Genomic DNA, 23,061 nt, shown 5'->3' on the forward strand with positions numbered 1-23,061 from the left:
GCTTCTTCCCCTTCTAATCCGATCGTATTCAATGCTTTCTTTCGCGCGTGTTACTTCACGTTCTTATATACGTCTTCTTTCGAATGGAAACCGTCCGCGATAATCGTATCATCGATGTTGCTCTTATCGACCGCAACTGGCTCCAGCAGAACAGACGGAACATCGATCTTGCCGTTGTTAACGACTTTATCCGCACCAACATCTTCGCCCTTCGCCATCTTCATCACGAGCTCTGCTGCCGTCTCAGCCAGCTTCTTGATCGGCTTATAAACCGTCATCGTCTGCGTGCCTTCTACGATACGCTGCGCAGCAGCAAGCTCGGCGTCTTGACCGGATACCGGTACTTTGCCTGCCAGACCTTGCGCTGCAAGCGCTTGCACGACACCGCCGGCCGTACCATCGTTCGCTGCCACTACAGCATCGATCGCGTTATTGTTCGCCGTAAGAGCGTTCTCCATATTCGCCAGCGCGTTAGCAGGGTTCCAATCCTTCGTCCATTGGTCGAAGACGACTTGAATGTCACCCTTGTCAATCAGCGGCTGCAGTACGTTGAATGCCCCCTTCTTGAACAGATGCGCATTGTTATCCGTCTCGGAACCGCCGATATAAACGAATTTGCCTTTCGGCGCCAGCTTCACGATCGCTTCTGCTTGCAGTTCGCCGACTTTTTCGTTATCGAACGAGACGTACAAGTCAACATCCGAGTTTTTGATCAGACGGTCGTAAGCGAGTACTTTAATTCCGGCTTCATGAGCCTTCTCCACGATCGCTGCCGTAGCTTCTGCGTTATGCGGCACGACGACTAGAACGTCAACGCCTTGACTAATCAGGCTTTCCGCTTGAGCGATCTGCTTCGCGTCATCGCTGTTCGCGGCTTGAACCTCAACTTCGCCGCCAAGCTTCTCAACCGCCGCCTTGAACAGGTCGCGGTCTTTCTGCCAGCGTTCTTCCTGAAGGGTATCGAGCGACAAGCCAATTTTTATTTTGCCATTCGAATTCGAGGACGCCGGAGTCGTCTCCGAGTCTTTCTTATCCTTGCCGCCGCAAGCTGCAAGTGAGAACACCATCGCTGCCGTAACGAACAGCAAACCGCCTTTTTTCCAACCGGATTTCATTTTGTTCTCCCCCTTAATCATATAATGTAAATGCTTACATTTGAAATAATACCACCACAAAGAGTCACGCCGAGCAACGATGACCTGCAATCTTTTGCGATCGTCTGTATTTTTTGGCTAGCCAATCATTCGTCATATCTGTATTAACGAAACACCATTTTGCGGTATTCGCTCGGCGAGCAGCCGCACACTTTTTTGAACACCTTGCTGAAGTAATTCGGATCGTTATACCCTACCTCGAACGTTATCTCTTTCATACTGAGCTGAGGATCAAGCATGAGCTTTTTCGCTTTATCAATACGGCACTCTGTCAGAAAATCGATATAGTTGATCCCGAGCTGATCCTTGAACATTTTACTAATATAATAAGGACTCATCTGCACGCGCTGCGCGATTGACTCCAGCGATATTTCCTCCTTCAAATGCTGGGTAATATACTGCTTGATCTGTCCGATCATATCTGGCTCCAACTTGCCTCGATGCGTAATCAGCGACTCAATCAGACTATCCAGCATACAATTCGCCTCCGTGCGCAGCTGATAATAATGACCGGCTTGAAAAGAAAACAACGGCCGCTCCGCATCTGCTCCAAGCTCAATCGCCGTTCGATATACGATCCACATAAACTCCAGCAGCGATTGGCTGCACTGCACAAGCGGCATCGCCCGACGTTCACCAGCGTCGATAAGCGCATTCAGCGAGGAACGAAGCTCCTCCCATTGGCCGAGCCGAATCCATTCAATCAGCTCCTTCTCTTCTCGGTGCAAATGCTGATGCTTCCGCTGCGGTTCGCGTACCTCCATGTTCATATCAATGTAAAGCATATAACGGGACGGCAGTGATACGTCAGCCGTCGCAAGCAGCGCCTCCCGGAACGAATGTCGAATATCGTAGAGAGACGGATACGGGCTACCTACCCCGATGAAGCCGCCTGTACCGATGATGCGCTGCTGCGTCGTCAGCAATTGCTGCACAAGTGAAGCTGCCTGCGCCCGGTATGTCGTGCCGACCTGCAAGAATACGATGATTGGCACCTGACGGCCAACCATAGCGCCAACCCAGCCGCAGCCAAGCTGACGGATCTTCGCCTTCAACGCGGCGTACGCCGCTTCCGTCTGGCCTTCGCCGAGCACGATGAGCATAACGAACGCTTCCTTCGTTATATCCCCGCCGAGCATAGCCAGCATCTCCTCGATATGAATTTCGTGCACATGGTCATACAACAGCCCCATGACGACATCACTCTCGATCAACGGCATCATACGATGGAGCGTCTGTCTTTCCTGCTCGATCGACTCCGACAGCTCCCGCTCGCTCTTCAGCTCGTCGATTACTTTCCGAACCACCGCTACAATTTCACTTGCTTTGCTCGGCTTCAGCAAATAGTCGCGAACGCCGAGCTTAATCGCCTGCCGTGCGTAATCGAACGTCTCATAGGCTGTCACCATAATGAATTTAGTAAGCGGATTACTCTGTCTCATCAATTCAATTGCTTCCAGTCCGGATATGCCAGGCATCTTAATGTCCATCAGTACGAGATCAGGCTTGAACGTCAATGCCTGCTCTACAGCTGCTGAGCCATTGCGGGCCTGCTCAATCGTAAGTCCCGGAATACTGCTTTGTACAATCGCCTGCAAACCGTCCCGTTCCACTTGCTCGTCATCCACGATCATGAGCTTCAACAAGCGGCTCCAACCTCCTCGTGAGCGGAATTTTTAAAGAAACCTTCGTACCGTGCGGCACTGCGCTGCCGATTTCGATGACATCGTCTTGGCCTGTGAACAGCCTTAGTCTTCTTACGACATTACTGAAGCCGATACCGGTCGAATGCCCCTTACCAGTCAGCTCTTCACTCGGCTGCTCCTCCACTATTCTTTGTGCCAGCTCAGGCGCCATCCCTTCGCCGCTGTCCTCAACCTCGACCCTAACATGATTGCCTACTTGGAACACCCGGAGTGTAATCGTACCTCCATCCTCCATCGGTTCAATCGCATGAATGACTGCGTTCTCGATGATCGGCTGCAATGTCAAGCAAGGCACATGCACATCGAGCAGCCCATGATCGATCTGCTGACGGAACGTCAGCCGATCAGTGAATCGGGCTTGTTGAATCTCGATATATTTCAGGACGACGTTCAGCTCATCCGCCAGTGTGACGGAGCGGTCGAGCCGCTTCAGATTGTAACGAAGCAGTCCAGCTACACTAGCAATAAGATCGCTTGTTTCTTCTGAGCCGTCCAGATAAGCCTTCTTCGATAACGTATCGAGCGTGTTGAATAGAAAGTGCGGATTAATCTGGCTTTGTAAGCTTCTCAACTGGCTTTCCTTCAGCAACAGCCTGCTTTCTTGCAGTTCAAGCTCCAGCTGCGCCTTCTTCTGCATCTCAGAGATCAGTCTATTAATATCGACGCGCATCCGATCAAACGTATGGGCAAGGAACGAAATCTCGTCATTGGAGCGCACCTCGATCTGTTTATCGAACTTCCCTCTTGCCAGTTCTCTCGCTGCAACAGTAAGCTGCTGGATCGGTCTCGTAATGCTCCGAGAGAACCAATAAGCGAACAGCAGCAGCGTAACGGTTAAGAAGGTCAGCAGCCATATGCCAAGCCGCTTCAGCGTCGTGCTCTGAGCCATTATATCGCGGTAAAACTGATCGTACGTTTTCAAATCTTGATCGATAAGCGTCAGTGTCATCTCCGCTATATAGGTATGAATGCGTGTCGCTTCCTCGAATCGGTCTAACGACAGTTCATTGTTGTGCTGCCCTGCAAACATAACAGACAAACGCTCCGCTTCGACTAAGCTTTCAATCATATGCATATAGTTCGTCAATGTAAACGAATTGTTGGCGGTCCGCAGACTGGATAGCTCTGTCTTCGCCGTCAGCAGCCGCTCTGCTGCATCATTAAAGGCTGTCTGCGTCGTCTGAGACGGCTGCGACAAATAGACATTCAGTCCAGCAATCGTCTGTTGGCTCATATTCGTAATTTCATTCATATGCAAATATCGCTGAAGCACCTCATTGTACTGCTCCTGCGTTTTTTGATTGTAATAAGTTAGAACCGCCCAAATGACCACCATAATGAACAAGACGATAAAGGACAACGACATAATTTTACGTTGAATGCCATTCATTGAACGTCCTCCGCTGTTAATACCCGAATGTCTGTGAAGTAGCCGTCCGGATGAAGCGGAACTGTCTTACCCTGTAGCCAGTCCATCATCAGCTTTACACTCAGTTCACCCATCTTATCGGGAGACTGCATAATAAGTGCATCCAGCTTGTTCTGCTTCAGCAGCATCATCGACTCTGGGTTGTCATCGAACGAATATATATAATAAGACTCCACGCGGGACCGCTTCTCTATCTGTTGAATAATAACGCCGGAACGATCAGCGGATACCGCGATAAACGCCTTCGCAGTCGGTTGGCTGTTCAGCACGTTATCAATCGCTTTGACGATTGCATCACGCGAACCGCCGGAGGTTACTTGGAACGTCTCTATATCCGGGTAAGGCTTCAAAACATGGAGAATACCTTTCATCCGCTGGCGTTCATAATCCTCTTCTTCGTCAGAGGTCATCAGCACAACTTTACCAGACGTCCCCATCTGCTCGACTAGCTGCCTCGCCATTAACATCCCGGCCTCGAAATGGTCAGAACCGACATACGTCCGGCGTAAGCTTTCCTGCATTGGCACGTCATTCGCAACCGTAATGACCGGAATGCCACTGCCCGCCGCCTTAATTTTCGTAAGCTTCGTAAATTCTGGTGTATCTAGTCCTTGCACAATGATCCCGTCGACTTTGGAAGCGATTGCAATTTCAATTTGCTTAAGAAATTCAATTCGGTCTGAGCTGTACGTTCCCCACATTTCTAGACGTGCTCCGTTCGATGCAGCAGCAGCGTCGGCCCCTTTCTTGAACTTCAGCCAGAACGGTGTATCAAGCTCCTGCGTAATGACGACGAGCCGAGGTCCATCCTCGTCATCAGCAGCCGCTGCAGGCAGTGATGTCTCAGAAAATCCAGATGCCGTCAGATTGGAGGCGGCCTGGAGTGTAAAGAAGAGAAGAACAATACAACCGATCGATAGTAAGGCAATTACAATCGTACGCATAGTCGATGCTCCTTCGTAAGCATTCTTCTTAAGGTCCGCGCAGCATGTACGCGTATGCATCTATTCTAAACAACGGCTCTATCGCTGTCTATTCCTTCTATTTCCACCCCATAATAGAAAAAAGGCTCTCGCCCAACAGACGAGAACCTCTTGTTGTAATAGCTGTATAAAGATTAGCCTTTTACGCCACCAAGCTGCATACCTGTTACGAAGTAACGCTGCATGAACGGATAGACCATAATGATTGGAAGCGCGGCAACGATCGTGATCGCTGCGCGAATCGACAGTGGCGTAACCATACCGGCTGCGGAATCACGACCACCTTGGTTAACACCAGCTGCTTGTGCAGCATTGCCAGTTCCTGCGTTCATAGTGTTATTAAGCAGCTTCATCAGCTCGTACTGAAGCGTGCTGAGGCTTTGCTTCGGCGCGTAGATGAACGTGTCGAACCAGGAGTTCCATTGTCCAACTGCGACGAAGAGCGATACGGTTGCCAGTACCGGCATACAAAGCGGAAGAATAATGCTGATGAACGTTCTGAACTCGCCTGCACCGTCAATCTTAGCGGATTCGACAAGTGCTTCTGGAAGTCCATGAATATACGTCCGCACGACGATCATATTGAACGCACTGATCATACCAGGGATGATATATACCCAGAATGTATTCAGCATGTGCAGGTCTTTGATCAGGAAGTACGAAGGAATGAGACCAGCGCTGAAGTACATCGTCAGAACGACGATAATCGTAACTGATTTCTTAAACATATATTCCGGACGGCTCAGTACGTAAGCAAGCATCGACGTGAAGAATACACTTAGTACCGTACCAGCAATCGTACGTGCAACCGAAATCCAAGCTGCCTGGAACAAGTGACCCGAGTTAAATACGGATTCATAGTTTTTCCAAGTGAACTCACGTGGCCACAAGTAAATGCCGCCGCGCGTTGTATCAAGACCTTCATTTAAGGATACTGCGATCGTATTCAAGAACGGATACAAGGTTACAACGAGTACACAAAGCAGTAAGAAGTAGTTGACCGTGTTGAAAATTACCGGCTCCAGTCCGAACCGTTTTTTGACAGTATTCATGCGGAGCCCCCCTATATAAGTCGTTCTTCGCCAAGACGTTTGGCAATGTTATTGGCTGCGAACAGAAGTATTATACTTATGACGGTTTTAAACATGCCTGCTGCAGTAGCCAGCGAGTAGTTACCAATCCTCAAGCCATACTTCAGAACGAATATATCAATCGTCTGCGAGTAATCGATGACTTGACCGTTACCGAGCAAATATTGTACCTCGAAGCCTGCTTCGAGAATATGTCCAAGGTTCATAATCAGCAGAATGACAATGATTGGACGAATACCTGGTAGCGTGATGTGATAAATTTTGCGATAGCGGTTTGCGCCGTCCATTTCTGCTGCTTCATAGAGAGATGGGTCAATGGAAGTGATAGCTGCCAAATAGATGATCGTGTTCCAGCCCACTTCTTTCCATACGTGAGAAGCACCAACGATGCCCCAGAAATATTTTGGTGTACCGAGCCATAGAATTGGCTCGCTGATCAAGCCTAGTCGCATGAGTACGTCGTTAACGATACCATCCTCAATGGACAGGGAAGTCGCTACGATACCCGTTACGATAATCCAAGATAGAAAGTGTGGCAAATAAGAAACCGTTTGAATGAAACGTTTCGTAAACTTTTGTTTCACTTCGTTCAGCATCAGTGCAAGCAAGATTGCTGTAACGAATCCAAGCACCATATTAATAACACTCATCGCGAGCGTATTTCTCAATACTTGAAGGAAGATCTCATCTTCGAACAAAAATTTAAATTGATCAAATCCAACCCATTCTTGATCGAATATACTTTTACCTGGTCGATATTGCTGGAAAGCCATAGTCCAGCCCCAGATCGGGACATATGCGAACAAAATGACAAGTGCCACTAGTGGAAATGACATCAGAATCAGCTCGCGCTGACTCCACAGACGTTTCCGGAACGTGGCGGTTTTTCGTTCCGTACCTACAGCCGCAGCTGCCTTAACATCCTGCATACTCTCCGCCTCCTCACCCATTGTATGAACGCCAGTTGGACGTTTTTAGTTTCTGTGTTTTCAAGGAAAAAGGAAGGACGAAGGAACCTTCGTGCCTTCCTTTTATTCAGTCCTAATTATTCAAAGCTGCCGTTGCTGGACGTCCACGTTTCAGCACGCCATTTCAGTTGCTCGTTAATACGATCCTCGTATGCTTTAACGTCAACTTTGCTCATTGCTTTCACGTAATCTTCCCAAGCACTTTCGAAGTTTTCAGGCTTCGACATAATGATCTTAGGCAGATGTTTCAGAGCGAGCTCTTCCATCTTCGTGTTCGCAATCTTAGCAGGCGAACCTTCGATGAGGTCGATGCTCCATGCTGGATACGATACACGGTTTTCTGGCGGCGGCGAGAACAGGTCAGATGGCAGTTTAGCGCCATAAGCTGCGTATACTTCTTTATCGAAATCTTTCTGAGCCGCGAAGAACTCGTCAGGCTGGAAGCCAGCGCCTTGTGCTGCGTTACCGTCGCTGTATTGACCTTGCAGTTTAGGCATATACTCGTGGAGCGATTGAGCTACGTTCGAAGCTTTCCAATCGGCATTGTTAAAGTTAGCACGCATTTGTTCGTTCAGATAGAATTTGCCGTTTTCGTCTACGAGATAGTCTTCACCTTCGATACCCCATTGGAGTACTTTCATCCATTTCTCGTCGAGCAGCGTGTCGAAGAATTTGAGGATCGCAACTGGATCTTTCGCATCCTTCGTAATACCGAAGCCGTTGTTCAGGTTGAGTGCTGGACGGTCGAGATAGTAATCCTTGATCGACTCATCATACACGATTGGAATACCGAGGTACGTGCGCTCGATTTTGCCGGCGTCCGTCAGAGCCGTCTCAGCGTTGTTGAAGTTCCAGTGTTGGTCGAACATACCGAGTACGCGGCCGCTGGAAATCTTCGCTTGGTATTGGTCATAGTTCTGAGCGAATGCTTCTTTGTCGATCAGACCTTTAGCATTCATCTCGTTCAGTTTCTTGTAGTAAGGCTTATCGATGTCCGTTGCGAAGAACGCTTTTGCTACGTTCGTCTCATGATCAACAACGACGATACCATCGTTCGGATGGCCCGACAGATGCGCTGGAACGTTGATCAGAGGCCATTTGCGCCAGTCGTATGCAAGCGTCGTGAAACCGATCGTCGGTTGTCCGTCGATTTCTGGATACTTCTCTTTATATTTCTCGATGAGATCGAAATATTCGTCAAGCGTCTTCGGCTTAGGATAACCGAACTCCTTCAGAACTGCTTTTTGAATCCAGAATGCTGGGCCAGAGTACCAAGTCGTTACATAGTCGCCTTGATATACGCCGTAGTTAGGCAGCCAGTAGATATGGCCGTCTTCTGGATCTTTCATTTGCTCCCAAACTTTCGCATAGTGCTCTTTCAGTCTTGGAGCGTGTTGCTCGATCAGATCCTCGAGCGGCTGCATAGCACCTGCAGCTACAAGCTTCGGATTTGCCGTAATGATGTCAGGATAGTCGCCACCGGCGATCATTACGCCGAGTTTTTGCTCGATGTCGCCAACGAGAAACTCTTCTTTCAGCGTTACGCCGAGTTCGTCTTTAATTTTTTTGTAAATCTTGTTGTTTTCATTCGGAATTGGACCTTGAACACCATAGAACACAGAGATTGTGAGCGGTTTAACCGTCTCAGCAGTCGTTTCCGTATTCTGTTGCGAATCCGTCGTGGTAGCGTTTTCAGTTCCCGGCTTAGTTTCTTCGTCTTTCTTGTCTGAGCAAGCTACTAACACAGTACCGAGCGTCAGCACAGTGGCCATGCTCAACATAGCCGATTTCTTTACGTTAACCCCCATGCAATGTCCCTCCTTATGCTTTTACGGAACGATGGGAATATTCCAGTTGTTCCGTACACTTCTATTATCTACTTTTTGAATGCGGTTACAATTCACGAATTATAGGTTGATCCCCCCAAAAATTATAAAACTACGGGGGGATTCGACATATTCATAAATTGGGTAGGCTTGGAACGAAAGCGTTTCTCATATTCTTTAAGAAAATGGTTGTAGTGCGAATAACCCACACTCTCAGCAATATCAACCATCTTGCGGTAAGGCTCTGCCTCCATTAGCCTCCGTGCCTCCTCGATACGCAAATCATGAACGTATTCCAATATGCCTCGTTCGTAACGCGCTTGAAATGCCTGCCCCAAATAGGACGGATTCATGTAAAACCGTTCCGCAAGCTCCTTAACCGTAATCGGTTCCCGATAATGCTCAAGTATATATTTCTCCGCCTCTTTAAGCGGATGCCTGCCCTTCTCTTCCCGCTTCTTCACCAGCTTATCAATAACATCTCCCGCAAACCGATTGAACGAATCGAACCGATTCTCCAAATCATACATCGCATTCATGGAAGCTACTTGCTCTTCCCACGTTCGCAGGACGTCAACCGTCTCAATATCCGATTCTTTCAGCAGCAGCAAACAGCGGTATATGAGATGCTCAATGAATGACACGATCCAAGCCGGCTCGACTCGCCGCTCGCGAAATAGTTCCTTCATCCGCTCAAGTTCACCGCTCAGACGGGCCTTATCACCCCATTCGACCGCTTCCAGCAGTCCCTGATCCCTCCAGAAGTCCTCCAGTTCAACCGACGCATTGCCACCGTCCTCTTGGGCATAGCGTACCGATTCGCCGCTCGTCGGCTCAAAGAAAAAGTTCTTCATGCATTCGCATGCAGACCAATAGGACTTACGGATCTCGACCAATTGCTGCTGTCCAAGCCCAACCGAAATCCGGTATTGACCGGTCTTCAACAGCTGGTTAAGCTCGTCAAGCAAGTGCTTCGTCTCTTCGCTTGACTTCGTGCCGTGTACAAGTAGAAACGTGCTGGCACTTTGGACAAGCACATATAGATGTTTATAACGCTGTGATAGCTGCATAACCAAGAGACCAATCGAATCTTCACCACTCCATTCGAGCAGCATCGCGCGCCACTCCTCGCACTGACCGGATAGCGACTGGACAAGCATTACATCTGCATCCTCAAGCGCGCAGCTTTCGCTTCCGATTAACCGATGTAATAGTTCCTCAGGTCGTTTCAATCCTTCCTGTGATCGTACGATAGACCTGCTTCGCTCTTCATCCAGCTTATACCGGACATCGGCCATGACGGCTGACGCTTCGCTCGGAATGATCGGCTTCAGCAAGTAATGGGATACGCCGCTTCTTAGTGCTCTTTGTGCAAATTCAAAGTCGCTGTAGCCGCTTAGCACAACGAAATGGATTTTATAATCATTTGCTTCACTCGCCCGCTCAATCAGCTCCAGCCCGTCAACAATAGGCATACGGATATCGGTAAATACGACGTCCGGCTTGAGCTGCGCAATTGCCCGAAGCGCCTCTTCCCCGTTCTCGCATGTGCCGCAAATTTCGAATCCGTACGCCTCCCAATCAATAAACAGCATCAACCCTTCAATCGCAAGAGGCTCGTCGTCCACTAGTAACGCTTTATACATCTGGAAGCTCTCCCTTCTCTTGAATTTGCGAACGTATCGGCATTCTGAACATAACCTTCGTTCCTCCGTTCGGCTCACTGTCAATCCGGAAGTCAACCCTGTCGTCATAATAAAGCCGCAGACGCTGGTATACATTGCGCAATCCGATCCCCTCTCCATTGCCGCGCGCCTTCCGCATCTTAGCCTTAATCGAATTAAGCTTCTCTGAGCTCATGCCGATACCATTATCTTCAACCTCGACAATCATGTAGGATGAAACGATTTTGACATCAACCCGAATTTGTCGCATTCCTCTTACCGCTTGCAGGCCATGCTTGCAGGCATTCTCTACGAGTGTCTGTACACACATCTTCGGCACTGGCAGCAGCTCAGCTCCCTCGTCGATACGAATCGTATAGTCAAACCGGTCTGAGAACCGGAATTTCTCAATCTGCAAATACATCTCCGTAAAATGAAGCTCCTCGCGCAGCGGCACTAGATCCTCGGTCCAATCGATCAGCCGGCGCAGCAGCAGCGATAAATTGCGAATAATTTCGGTAATGTCCGTATATTTGTTCTTAGCACTGACGACGAGGAGCGCATTGAGCGTATTGAACAAAAAGTGGGGATTCATCTGGCTTTGCAGCAAATTCATCTCAGCACGCACACTTTCGAGCTCCAGATCTTTTTTCTGAATTTCGAGCTCATACACGTCATGAATTAGGGAATGAATTTTCTTCGTCATCAAATTAAAGCTTCGAATAAGACCGCCGATCTCATCCTTGCCTTCTACCGTTTCAATTAAATCGAATTTTCCGTTCTTTACTTTCGTCATATGACGCAGCAGACGCTTAATGCGATCGTTGTACGAGCGAAGTATAATGACAATGAGCGCCGTCGGCACAAAAGTGCTTACAATTGCTACAATCCAAATAAACTTCCTCGATTCAAACAACGCGGCGGATATGCGATGCGGATCAGCCGTGCCGACTAGTCTCCAGCCTTCAAAATAATTAGCCTCGCCGAGTAGGCGTTCGAATACGATCGATTGGCCCTCCTCCGCCGGCCTGCTCTCATCGTAAAGCGGAAACGTCTCATTCTCGAGCAGCTTCGGCTGATTGGTGGAAAACACGATTCTACCGTTAGGATCGATCAGCGACAAATTCAAATCCATTTTATCTTGATTCATCAATTGCTCGATCCGGCCGATGTTTATATCTATTTTCAGCCATTTACGGTACGTATTATAAATTGGATACTCTCTCATCTCGCGTACGACGCTGAAATAAGTCTTCTTCTTCTCCGCATTCATTGGGTGCTGCTCACGGTGTACGTACAAGCCGATTGGTCCCCTAGCCTCCTGCATCTGTTCGTACCATACACTTCTGCGGACACTGTCCGATAAAAAGAAATAATTACCTCCGCTCTCAATCGTCGGATTATCCGTATAGATACCAATAGTATCAACATACGGATAAGCGGACAGGAATGGCGTCATTTTATCTCTTAAGCCTGAGTTCAGCGCTTCATAATATGCAACTGTATCTTCATATTGCAAGTCCAGCTTCTCATAGAACGACCGATCGACCGAGATCGAGTGGCTGAGCGTCACGGCGCCTAGCAGAATATCTCTCAACTCGCGAACAGATCGGTCCATCGTAATTTGCAGGTTACGTTCCTCTCTCACTTGTATGTTACGGGAGACTTGCTCAAAGAACATCACATTAATAGAAATAATCGGAACTAGCACACAAAGCAAATAAATTAGACTAAATTTATAGTTCAACGAAATGTCGTTCACTTTACGGAAAAGACCAGAAAAAAGACGCATCCGAACTACGACCCCCGTTTGAATTGGTTTTTGTACGCGGACGGCGTCATGCCGGCAATCGATTTAAATTGACGGGCGAAATCTTCAGCATCGGCAAACCCGACGTTTCTGGCTACTTCCGCAATCTTCATATCGGTACGGCGAAGCAATGTCTTCGCTTCCTCGATTCGAGTAGTGCTGAGATACTCGTGAAAAGAAACACCGATTTCTTTCTTGAATAGCTGCCCGAGATACGCTGGCTGATACTGCAGTTCTTCTGCCAGATCACGTAACTTCAAAGGTTTACGAAATCGTTCTTTGACAATGCGGATCGCTTCGGTAATAATCGGTTTTCTGTCCGGCCTGCCCAGCTTCTCGGAGGCCTGCACACACAAGCGGACCAGTGCTGCTCGAAGCTCACGTATACCGGCATAACCATTCGTCGGGTTCGCTGCCAACTGACGCCATTCCACTCCCGGATCAGAAGACAGGTAACGACGCAGCAGCACAACGGCCAGATCGGATGCAATCGCACGCGCAACGGATAGCGTTGTTCCTTGATTGTGAAGACGAACGAATAAATCTTCAACCCCTCTTGCAATCGATTGAGCATCGCCGGACTCAATTAGCCGTACCAGCTCATCCTCATAATTAACGACTGATTCAGCAGATGTCACATCACTTACAATAGACTGTACGCCGTACACTTCCTCCGCTAATAAAACCGTCCCGAACGGCCGATTGTCCCGCAATTGAACGGCCTGCTCATACAGCTTACTCAAGTTTGCCAGACCAAGTCCCCAATCGCTTACGTACAAACATATATCAGCTCCTGAGCTTTCAGCGATTGCCGTCCGCAGACCCGCTAAAGCGTTGGCTGCGTCAGCAGGGCGTCCTGCCGCTATAAATCCGGTACGGCCGATGCTATCGTCGAACGGAAACAGCCGCAAGCCTGTAATTTGCCCGATACTTACCTGAGCCGCGCGCTGCACCGCTTCTCTTTGCTCCGCCTGTCGTTCTTCTGTTAAGATTACGCACACTTCCGTATCCATTCCGATACCAAGGCTGCTAACTGACTGCCTTGTAATCGAAGATAATTCCATGCCCTGTACAAGCATTGTGAGCGAATAGCGCGTGAACTTCTCCTTCTCGTTCAATCTCGCCTCCGCTGTCTCGCGTTGTTTATCCAAATCGGCCCGAAGTCTTCGCAAAGTACTGCTGAACTCCTCGGAATCGATCGGCTTCAGCAAATAATCTGCCGCTTCATAACGCATTGCTGTATGCGCATAGCTGAAATCTCCATAGCCACTTAATACAATAAACTGTGTATCGAGCTTTAAGCTCTCACGGGCTTGCCGAAGTAACTCAAGTCCATTCATAACAGGCATACGTATATCGGTAACGACAAGGTCGGGACGAAGCTGCTCGATCGAAAGCAGCGCCTCCTCGCCATCCCTTGCTTCTCCGCAAATTTCAAATCCTTGCTTCTCCCAATCGACTAACAGCTTCAAGCCTTCTAGTACCAAAGGTTCATCGTCAACTAGAAATACTTTATACAAGAAATTTATCTCCTTTGCTCAAACGTTCACAGCCCGCCATGCATAGTCCCGATGTAACATATGCACTGCGCTCGACGGTTATATCCTCTATCAAGGATGGCGCTTCCTCCATCCATGCACAGGCCACTTTGCCGGCTCATTTATTCCCATGATAACATAACCATTGCATAAAGTTACAGGTAGTCCTATGGTATTGTATTCCTGCTGATACAATACATGAGCCTCGAAAACAGACGAATGATGGATCATAATCCGATCTCCGCAATAGGTCTTTCCTATAGTAAAATAAAGGAGACAACTTCAGAATCAAGGGGCTGACCTACAATGTTTCGAAAATTTATTAGAGTCTTATGCGGTATCGTTGTTATAGGCCTAATTGCCGCAGCCATCATCTTGCTTGTTCCTTCAGAACCAACGAAACCGCCGGCAGATCGCGATTATGACGTTAGGCTCGTCTTCCCGTCTGACCGATACCCAGAGACGGCCGACCACATTCGAGATGCGATTGCGCAAGGTAAGTCCGCGATCTGTACGATCGACAGAAGCAATGCCGACGAGCACCGCCAAGCATCACTTGCGCACATTCCAACGAAGAAAGGATTTGACCGCGACGAATGGCCAATGGCTATGTGTGCAGAGGGCGGGGAGGGAGCCGACATTCGTTACATAACGCCAAGCGATAACCGTGGTGCAGGTTCATGGATCGGCAACGAGCTCGATTCATATGCTAACGGTACAAAAGTATTGATCGTGGTCGATGAGGATAATGAGCCTTCAAACAAAAACATAACGAATACAGATATGTCAGAACAGCCTGCGAATAATGAGGCTAACCGTGCTCCCGCCGGAGGCGCATCGGCTGCATCGGACGTTGAATACCGCAGCTGCACTGACGTCCGGCAAGCAGGAGTCGCTCCGCTTCATAAGGGCGATGCCGGCTACAGCTTGAAGCTGGATCGTGATGGAGACGGCATCGCTTGCGAATAATAAATCAGCCCGGCTTGGCGGCAATCATTACCGCTGACCGGGCTGATCTTCAATATATGAGATATGAGCTTCTCACCACTAAATCACTCGAAAGAGCGGCTCCTCCTCAATAAAATGTACCTCTACTCCGGTGAACATCTCTCTGAGCCGCTTTGCAAATAATCGCATACCAGGCACTTCACTTTCCGCATGCCCCAGCACGATTAACGCTTTCGCCTTGCCCTGCTGGATGGCATCCCGAATATATTCAGGAGTTTCCCATTCTTGGCTTTCGCCGACGATTAGCAAATCAAGCTGCTCCGGATGGACGAGCGGAATAGCGGTCGAGCCGCCGCCTCGATAACCGACAAGCACGCCAGCGCGTTTACAAGACATATTGAGATCTCCCATTACGCGAACGTATCCAATACCAAGAGAGTGCTTAATATGGGATACGATATCCTGCAATGTCATCGCCGGCAGCTGCACAATCGAATAAATGGAATCATGCCTTTCCACATGCTCCATCCACTTCAACTCCTCGAGCAGCCCTGCCGCAATAATATCCGGAATTTGAGCATGCACATGATCATGATCGCGTAAAATCGCAATCCCCGCTTGCTCGATCAACTGCAGCTTATTAAGATAGACTGGATCCTCCTGTAGCTCCTCCAGCGGGTTAAAATGGCTGTAGTAAAATGCTTCATGAGCAATAAGCAAATTTGCTCCCAGCTGCGCGGCTTTGTGGATGACATCAACCGTTGGCATGAATGTGACGGCAATGCCTTTTACTTCATCAGATGGTTTGCCGAATGACAGCTTATCGACCCTAGCGTCAGGACCGGTTCCCGCCAGTCGGTTCATAACATCCTGTATCGTAATCGCCATAAAATAACCCCGCCTTAATTATAATAATGAACGTATCTTACCCCATTAAAGCTTCCTTATCTTCCAATATTCCTAATTAAGTAAGCGTTATTATTTCCCCGGAAATAAGGCACCAGTCTAAGCGTTCGGTCATACAATAGGATAAATGCCTACAATGAACGAACATGAAAGGCAGGGAAATCATCGTCATGGCCGTTTCTTATATGGATTTCACATCGCCATCTGTACAATTCACGTATAATTTAAAAAACAATCCCTTTTACCGCAAAGATGCCCGCAACTACATTAATTTATTATCTATAAACCAACTGAATACGCTTGGCAATGTATCAATGCTCGACATTTTCCTTAGTGCAGGCAACGTCATCGAGCCTCATATTCATCAAAATGCTACCGAGCTTGTCTATTGCGTATCCGGTGCTGCCGTTGTCTCCATTATCAATCCATTCACGAAGAGGTTGCTGAACTTTCCGATCCAGCCCGGACAAGTCGCTAACGTTCCGCAAGGCTGGTGGCATTATGAGATCGCGACCGTAGACCATACACATCTGATTGCAATCTTCGATGCGCCGGTGCCTCAGTTTATACCAGCTTCCGACATGCTGAGGCTAACGCCTGCCAACGTCTTCGCCCATACGTACTGCTTGAACGAAGTGAAGGTGAAAGACACATTCGCTCCTATTATGAATACTGTCATCATTGGTCCGCCAACCAACTGCAATACGAAGCCCGTTCAATCCACGATAACGGCTCCACCCTCTATTCAGCAGTCACATCATCATAAGCACAGACCATATCGTGATATCCCTTACCCCAGTATCAGTGACAACGAGTGGGGAGGAGTAAAGTATTATAAACTTTGATAAATATTTAAAGTAGACCTTTATGCCAAACATTAGGTAAAGACCTCCATTCCGCTTCTTCCGGATGGAGGTCTTGTCTTAACGGCTTGTACTATTTCAATTTGTCATAATCGAGCATTTGAATTGTGCCGTCTTCGTTATATTTGATTTCAGTATATTTCACACAGCGCTTGTGGTTTACACCGCCGGACAACGAGCTATCATGGTAGAACAGATACCATTTGCCCTGGAATTCAACGATCGAGTGGTGCGTCGTCCAGCCGATTACCGGCGTCAGAATCGTACCTTTGAACACAAACGGACCTTCCGGATTCTTACTCATCGCATAGACAAGCTTATGCGTCGAGCCTGTGGAGTACGACAGATAGTAGTATCCGTTGTACTTGTGCATCCAAGGGCCTTCGAAATAACGACGGTCTTCGTCACCTGCAACGATCGGATTGCCGTTCTCATCCACGATCGAAATTTCTTTCACTTCGCCTTTGATCGACAGCATGTCGTCGGACAGCTCCGCAACACGAGGTCCGATCGCCGGTGCATCTGCAGCAGGACCTTCCGTTACGTCACCAAGGAACTCACCTGTTTGCCATTTCTCCAGTTGTCCGCCCCACAGACCGCCGAAATACATGTAAGCGCGATTATCTTCATCCACGAAAACAGCTGGATCAATGCTGTAGCTGCCTTCAATGTAATTCGGTTCTGCCTTGAAAGGACCTTCCGGACGGGAGCTCGTAGCGACACCAATACGGAAAATTCCGTCTTTATCACGAGCTGGGAAGTACAAATAATACGTATTGTTTTTGAAGGCGCAGTCCGGTGCCCACATTTGCTTCGATACCCAAGGCACGTCCTTCATATGAAGTACTTCGCCATGGTCGACGCACGGCGAGTTAAAATCGTCGAGCGAGAGGACATGGTAATCCTCCATTTTATATTGGTCACCGTTATCGTTATCTGGTCCGTCATGATCGATATCATGAGAAGGGTAAATATAAATCTTACCTTCAAATACATGCGCGGACGGGTCGGCGGTATAGATGTGAGTCACGAGAGGCTGATTCGGTTTTACCGGTTTGTTGTCCATATCAACATTCTCCTTAGTATACAAAATGGTGAAACTAAGTTTATTCAGTCAACAAACTAAGTTTATCACAATTAGATCGACAATGTCATCCAATACATGCAATATTCATATAAATCATCTCTTACATTGTCTCCACAATCGGAATAATTACACACCATTTGTAAACAATGTGTTTCATAGTCGATTGGTCCGACCTTATAGAAGGCTGGCCAACATAGTGAAACGGTACTAAAAAGACGGTTCCTCAACATTGTGAAGAACCGTCTTCTTGATCATCATGGTTATGACTTAGATGTTTGCTGTGCTGCTTCGTGCTCATCCTTAATTTTGTACAAGGCTTGAAGAACGAGATCAGAAGGATCACGATTCATCAGAACGAGTGTTGCCAGCAAATTGATTGGAAAAGCACATACATTATTACCGTTTACGATCGATGGGAATCCGGCCTCGAACACAGGACCGTGTTCTTGGTGGAAACCTAGACCTGCATGAACCTGATCTGGTCCGAATTCTTCGTTAATGGCATCAATACATCGTGGAACGAGATACTTGTCAATCATTGCTTTCGCTTCATCTTCGTTTGCCGGCGGTTTAGGTAGCAATCTGCCGCCTTCCGTCTTCATCATGTCGACGAAGAAAGAAGCCATCCACTGAGCCGGATTACTTCCGTGTTGGAATTGCGTAATTAGCTCATGCAAAAAGAAACCGCATACATAACCGTTGTTCGAAGCGTCCTTCACTTGATAAACAAATACCGGACCAAATACTTCCTGATTCAACACTTGCCCTTCGACGTTGTCGAAATGCATGCGCAGTGCGGTGAGGCCGTTATGATGAACCGCCTTCACCAATTCGGCGAATTGCTCCGCATTCGCTTCTTCATTGGCTTCTTGATTACCATTGACTTCTGGATTAGTCGTTTCTTTGTTCATCGTCTGCTTCACCCGTTATCTATCTTATCACCCGTTCGTTTGCATAGTCTAGTCCACGTTGCATAAAGTTTCATACAATATTTAGATAAATGACCAAAATTCCAAATGTGACTCATTATAATCCGTCGCTATTACCCCAAAATCATTTCATCCAGCGATAATCCGGCTAAACCATATCGATCAGCATCGGTCCTTCTACCGTATCAACGCCTTTTGCCACCAATGCACGTCAGAAGAGCTTACGAGCCATTCATCTACTCCGGCTTACGTTCCGGAGCAACAGCAGCCTATCACGACTTCGAACGAAATGAATTCACCTAAATCAACCTCCTGTCTTCTTCCTATATCAAAAAAACCTTCCATCCGAAGGACACAGTTCATGTGCCCATAGGGACGAAAGGGGTTATCGTTCGTGGTATAGCGGCGCAGATAAGCTCTGCACCGCTTGATTCGTTTAGTCGTGGAAGTTCGTACCGTCCGTTACCGCTTTGACATAGCCAGTGCGGATGACGAAGTCACCGAAGTGTTCTCCTTTGTTGCGCTCTGCTGCATAGTGATTGAGGATCGGCGTCAACGTCTCAATAATTTCGTCCTCCCCGATGTTCTCGCGGTACAGCTTACTTAGACGATCACCGGTAAAGCTAGCGCCCATGTACATGTTATACTTGCCCAGCGACTTACCGATGAACGCGATCTCGCCAAGTGCAGGACGTGCACAGCCGTTCGGGCAGCCCGTCATCCGGATATTGATTTCCTCATCCTTAAGGCCAGCTTGCTCAAGAATCGGCTCCAGTTTATCGATGAGCGTTGGCAAATAACGTTCAGCTTCAGCCATGGCCAGACCGCAAGTCGGCAGCGCTACGCAAGACAGCGAGCTGCGGCGAAGCGCTGAATAGTTCGAGCCTTCGGCAACACCGTACTCCTTCAGAATGGCAGCGATTTTCGTTTTCTTCTGAGCCGTCACATTGGCAATGACCAAGTTCTGATTCGCTGTCAGACGGAAATCACCCGTATGAATCTTCGCAACCTCACGAAGCGCCGTTCTTAGCTTATTCCCTTCTTGATCGACAACACGGCCGGCATGGATATACAGGGTCAAATTCCATTTGCCGTTCTTGCCTTTAACCCAGCCGTAGCGATCTCCGGTATGCTCGAAATGGAATTCGCGCGCAGGTGCAAGCTTCCAACCGAGACGGTCATGCAGCTCTTCAACGAACCAGTCCAGACCATGGCGGTCAATCGTATATTTCATACGCGCATATTTCCTTACGGAACGGTTGCCATAGTCACGCTGAATCGTAACAACCTTCTCCGCTACATCGAGAATTTGATCTGGCTTAACAAAGCCGATCACTTTCGCAAGCTGCGGATACGTAGCAGTATCGCCATGCGTCATACCCATGCCGCCGCCCACGCTAACGTTGAAGCCGACAAGCTTGTCGTTCTCCACGATCGCTATAAAGCCAAGATCCTGAGAATATACATCGACGTCGTTAGATGGCGGGACAGCGATACCGATTTTGAACTTGCGAGGCAGATAGACCTTGCCGTAGATCGGTTCGACTTCTCCCTGCTCCTCCAGACTGTCCACAACCTTCTCACCGTCGAGCCAAATTTCATGGTACGCAGGCGTCTTTGGCGCAAGATGCGTCGTCAGTTTCTGCGACCAGCTGTGTACTTCGCTATGAATTTCCGACTGATAAGGATTCGGATTGCACATCACGTTACGGCTAACGTCACCGCAAGCTGCGAGCGTCGTCAGCATCGCTTGATTGATTTCTTGAATCGTCTTTTTCAGGTTCCATTTCAAAACGCCGTGCAGCTGGAACGCTTGACGCGTCGTCAGCTTCAATGTGCCCGTTCCATATTTGTCTGCCAGCTCGTCCATGAGGAGCCATTGCGCAGGCGTTGCTACGCCGCCTGGTGTCACGACACGAAGCATGAACTGATAATACGGCTCCAGCTTTTGCTTCTGACGCTCATTACGATAATCGCGGTCATCCTGCATATAGCTGCCGTGAAATTTCAGAAGACGATTATCGAGCTCTGGTAGGCCGCCCGTAATCCGGTTCGCCAGCGACTCCGTCAACGATCCGCGCAGGTAGTTACTTTCCAGTTTCAAATGCTCAACGTCGCTCGGCGGTCCGCCGACCGGCTGTACTTTTGTTTTGGCCATTTGTGCTGATCACTCCTTCACCCACATGAATGGGAACATGCAATGTGCTTCTATTTATGAATCAATGCGCTTGCAGGCGCTTCATCTTAATAAACGTCGCGCTGATATCGGCCTTGCTCCTGCAGCTCAGACAGATATGCCGCCGCTTCTTCCTGTGTCTTGCCGCCGTATTGGGCGATAATCGTGATAAGCGCTGCTTGCACGTCATGTGCCATATGCTTCTCATCGCCGCATACATAGACATGTGCACCTTCTTGCAGCCATTTGAAGAGCTCCTCACCATTCTCAAGCATCCGGTGCTGTACGTATACTTTCTCATCCGTATCGCGGGAGAATGCAACATCCAGCTTCGACAGAACGCCGTCATTCAGCATACGCTGCCAATCCGTCTGATACAGAAAGTCCGTTACAAAATGACGATCTCCATAGAACAGCCACGTCTTACCGGCTGCACCAGCTTCCTCACGCTCTTCCAGGAATGCGCGGAACGGTGCGACGCCTGTACCAGGACCGACCATAATAACCGGCGTATCCGGATTAACGGGCAGTTTGAAGTTCGGGTTCTGCTGAATAAAGATCGGGAGCTTATCCCCGATTTGAAGACGTTCTGACGCATAAACCGAGCATACGCCTTTGCGCTTACGGCCGTGCGCTTCGTATTCTACCTTACGGATTGTCAAATGCACTTCCTCCGGATGTGCATTCAAGCTGCTCGCAATGGAGTACAGACGCGGCGGCAGCTTGCGAAGCAGCGTCGCAACATCCTGCGCCTTCAGCGTCCACGGCTCGTAATCGCGCAGCAGATCAAGTAGATCGCGGCCGTTCAAGTACGCTTTCAGCTCTTCTTTATTTTCTGGCTTCAACAGCTCAGCAAGCTTCGCATTACCGGAGAAGGCGACCGCTTTCTCGAGCAGCGGCTTCGTCAGTACCGTAATCTCGTAGTGGTGCAGCAGTGCCGTACGCACCGAAGCCGTCTCGCCAGCCTTGCCAGCCGGCACCGCTTCGTCGCCGTTCCACTTCAGGAACGAAATAATTTCTTCCACAAGCTCCGGATCATTCTGCGGATATACACCTACAGCATCACCGGGCGCATAAGTCAGTCCAGAGCCCTCGAGAGACAGCTCGATATGGCGTGTCTCACGATCCGAGCCGCGGCCATTCAAGTTCAAATTGTCAAGAACTTCCGCCATGAACGGATTCGTACGCGTAAATTCCGACTCTGCCGCCGCAGAAGCCGTACCCACCGAAGCAGCTGCAACAGAGACTTGTGATGCGGCAGGCGCTGCGCTTACTGCACTGCTTACGGCAGCAATCCAGCCAGATGCTGCTTCCTCGAAATCTACGTCGCAATCGACGCGATCCGCAATGCGCTGCGCGCCAAGCTCAGCAAGACGCGCGTCGAAGTCTCGGCCTGTTTTGCAGAAAAATTCATACGATGTATCACCTAAGGCAAGAACGGAGAACTTCGTACCTTCCAGCTTCGGCGCACGCTTGCTATGCAGGAATTCATAGAACGTCAGCGCGTTGTCCGGCGGATCTCCTTCACCGTGCGTACTTGCGACGATGAACAGGTAAGGAGTCTCCTTCAGCTTGTTCGTCTTATATTTGTTCATTGCTGACAGCGTAACGTCGAAGCCTTGTCCTTTCAGCTTCTCTGCCAAACGGCCTGCAAGACGCTGCGAGTTGCCCGTTTGCGAGCCGAACAAAATCGTCGCTTCGCGCGGTCCTTGCGGCACATCAGCAGCAGCCGGAACAGCAGTCGTAGCTTCCAATACTGCTCCGCTTGCCAATTCCGCAGCTGCAGTACCTGCGCTGCCTGCTTGATAAAAAGTCAAAAATCCATTCAGCCAGTTAATTTGAGCTTCCGTCAAAGTCGGGAGCAGCTTATTTAATAGTTCAGCCTGCTCGCTCGTAAACGGACTATTCGTCACTAGAAGTTGCAACAACATCCACCTCGCATCAATCTGTAAAATCCGACTACGTTACTGTGCTTTGTATACT

General features: G+C 48.7%; 17 protein-coding genes and 1 pseudogene. 3 read left to right on the top strand and 15 right to left on the bottom strand.

Going from position 1 to position 23,061, the window contains the following annotated elements:
* Window positions 1-50: 50 nt before the first annotated feature.
* From xylF to PXY01_RS04875, 10 genes are all read right to left on the bottom strand, one after another.
* Complete coding sequence (gene xylF, locus PXY01_RS04830; protein WP_127567840.1) at window positions 51-1,115, bottom strand: D-xylose ABC transporter substrate-binding protein; 1,065 nt, start codon at window positions 1,113-1,115, stop codon at window positions 51-53.
* A 143-nt stretch (window positions 1,116-1,258) separates the two neighbouring features.
* A complete protein-coding gene (locus PXY01_RS04835) occupies window positions 1,259-2,800 on the bottom strand; it encodes a response regulator (protein ID WP_127567842.1) in 1,542 nt (513 codons plus the stop codon).
* Entirely contained in the window at window positions 2,775-4,250 is a 1,476-nt protein-coding gene (locus PXY01_RS04840) for a sensor histidine kinase (protein ID WP_127567844.1), read from the bottom strand. Before PXY01_RS04840 ends, PXY01_RS04835 begins: the two co-directional genes overlap by 26 nt.
* Window positions 4,247-5,233, bottom strand: a complete 987-nt coding sequence (locus tag PXY01_RS04845) for a substrate-binding domain-containing protein (protein ID WP_127567846.1) — start codon at window positions 5,231-5,233, stop codon at window positions 4,247-4,249. Before PXY01_RS04845 ends, PXY01_RS04840 begins: the two co-directional genes overlap by 4 nt.
* A gap of 173 nt (window positions 5,234-5,406) precedes the next feature.
* A complete protein-coding gene (locus PXY01_RS04850; protein WP_127567848.1) occupies window positions 5,407-6,324 on the bottom strand; it encodes a carbohydrate ABC transporter permease in 918 nt (305 codons plus the stop codon).
* A gap of 11 nt (window positions 6,325-6,335) precedes the next feature.
* Entirely contained in the window at window positions 6,336-7,292 is a 957-nt protein-coding gene (locus tag PXY01_RS04855) for an ABC transporter permease (protein ID WP_127567850.1), read from the bottom strand.
* A 116-nt stretch (window positions 7,293-7,408) separates the two neighbouring features.
* Entirely contained in the window at window positions 7,409-9,139 is a 1,731-nt protein-coding gene (locus PXY01_RS04860; RefSeq protein WP_127567852.1) for an ABC transporter substrate-binding protein, read from the bottom strand.
* Window positions 9,140-9,261: 122 nt separating this feature from the next.
* Window positions 9,262-10,803 (bottom strand): response regulator, encoded by a 1,542-nt coding sequence (locus PXY01_RS04865; protein WP_164744304.1) that lies wholly within the window; start codon window positions 10,801-10,803, stop codon window positions 9,262-9,264.
* A complete protein-coding gene (locus tag PXY01_RS04870) occupies window positions 10,796-12,613 on the bottom strand; it encodes a sensor histidine kinase (RefSeq protein WP_127567856.1) in 1,818 nt (605 codons plus the stop codon). The genes PXY01_RS04865 and PXY01_RS04870 overlap by 8 nt, the downstream gene beginning before the upstream one ends.
* Before the next feature lie 5 nt (window positions 12,614-12,618).
* On the bottom strand, window positions 12,619-14,151 hold the full coding sequence (locus PXY01_RS04875; RefSeq protein ID WP_127567858.1) for a response regulator transcription factor: 1,533 nt from the start codon (window positions 14,149-14,151) through the stop codon (window positions 12,619-12,621).
* 324 nt (window positions 14,152-14,475) lie between these two features.
* On the opposite strand from PXY01_RS04875, the pseudogene PXY01_RS04880 reads away from it, so the two are divergent.
* Together PXY01_RS04880 and PXY01_RS22720 are read left to right on the top strand one after the other, a co-directional pair.
* Window positions 14,476-14,907: pseudogene (locus PXY01_RS04880) on the top strand (NucA/NucB deoxyribonuclease domain-containing protein); the annotation flags it as partial.
* Between the two features lie 45 nt (window positions 14,908-14,952).
* Window positions 14,953-15,138 carry an excalibur calcium-binding domain-containing protein gene (locus tag PXY01_RS22720; protein WP_246027808.1) on the top strand — a complete coding sequence of 62 codons (186 nt, stop codon included), beginning with the start codon at window positions 14,953-14,955 and terminating at the stop codon, window positions 15,136-15,138.
* A 78-nt stretch (window positions 15,139-15,216) separates the two neighbouring features.
* Here the strand turns inward: PXY01_RS22720 and PXY01_RS04885 are convergent, their stop codons facing one another.
* Window positions 15,217-16,005 (bottom strand): Nif3-like dinuclear metal center hexameric protein, encoded by a 789-nt coding sequence (locus PXY01_RS04885; RefSeq protein WP_127567862.1) that lies wholly within the window; start codon window positions 16,003-16,005, stop codon window positions 15,217-15,219.
* Window positions 16,006-16,193: 188 nt separating this feature from the next.
* On the opposite strand from PXY01_RS04885, the gene PXY01_RS04890 reads away from it, so the two are divergent.
* Entirely contained in the window at window positions 16,194-16,868 is a 675-nt protein-coding gene (locus PXY01_RS04890; RefSeq protein ID WP_127567863.1) for a cupin domain-containing protein, read from the top strand.
* A gap of 91 nt (window positions 16,869-16,959) precedes the next feature.
* Here the strand turns inward: PXY01_RS04890 and PXY01_RS04895 are convergent, their stop codons facing one another.
* The 4 genes from PXY01_RS04895 to PXY01_RS04910 all read right to left on the bottom strand — a co-directional run bounded on the left by PXY01_RS04895 (window position 16,960) and on the right by PXY01_RS04910 (window position 23,003).
* Entirely contained in the window at window positions 16,960-17,952 is a 993-nt protein-coding gene (locus tag PXY01_RS04895; RefSeq protein ID WP_127567865.1) for a glycoside hydrolase family 43 protein, read from the bottom strand.
* 281 nt (window positions 17,953-18,233) lie between these two features.
* Window positions 18,234-18,884 carry a hypothetical protein gene (locus tag PXY01_RS04900; RefSeq protein ID WP_127567867.1) on the bottom strand — a complete coding sequence of 217 codons (651 nt, stop codon included), beginning with the start codon at window positions 18,882-18,884 and terminating at the stop codon, window positions 18,234-18,236.
* A 454-nt stretch (window positions 18,885-19,338) separates the two neighbouring features.
* Window positions 19,339-21,060, bottom strand: coding sequence for an assimilatory sulfite reductase (NADPH) hemoprotein subunit (gene cysI, locus PXY01_RS04905; RefSeq protein ID WP_127567869.1), 1,722 nt, complete (start codon window positions 21,058-21,060; stop codon window positions 19,339-19,341).
* Window positions 21,061-21,146: 86 nt separating this feature from the next.
* Window positions 21,147-23,003, bottom strand: a complete 1,857-nt coding sequence (locus PXY01_RS04910) for an assimilatory sulfite reductase (NADPH) flavoprotein subunit (protein WP_127567871.1) — start codon at window positions 23,001-23,003, stop codon at window positions 21,147-21,149.
* Window positions 23,004-23,061 lie beyond the last annotated feature (58 nt).

It is taken from the genome of Paenibacillus xylaniclasticus (assembly GCF_004001065.1).
In the GTDB taxonomy this organism is placed as follows: Bacteria; Bacillota; Bacilli; order Paenibacillales; family Paenibacillaceae; genus Paenibacillus_T; species Paenibacillus_T xylaniclasticus.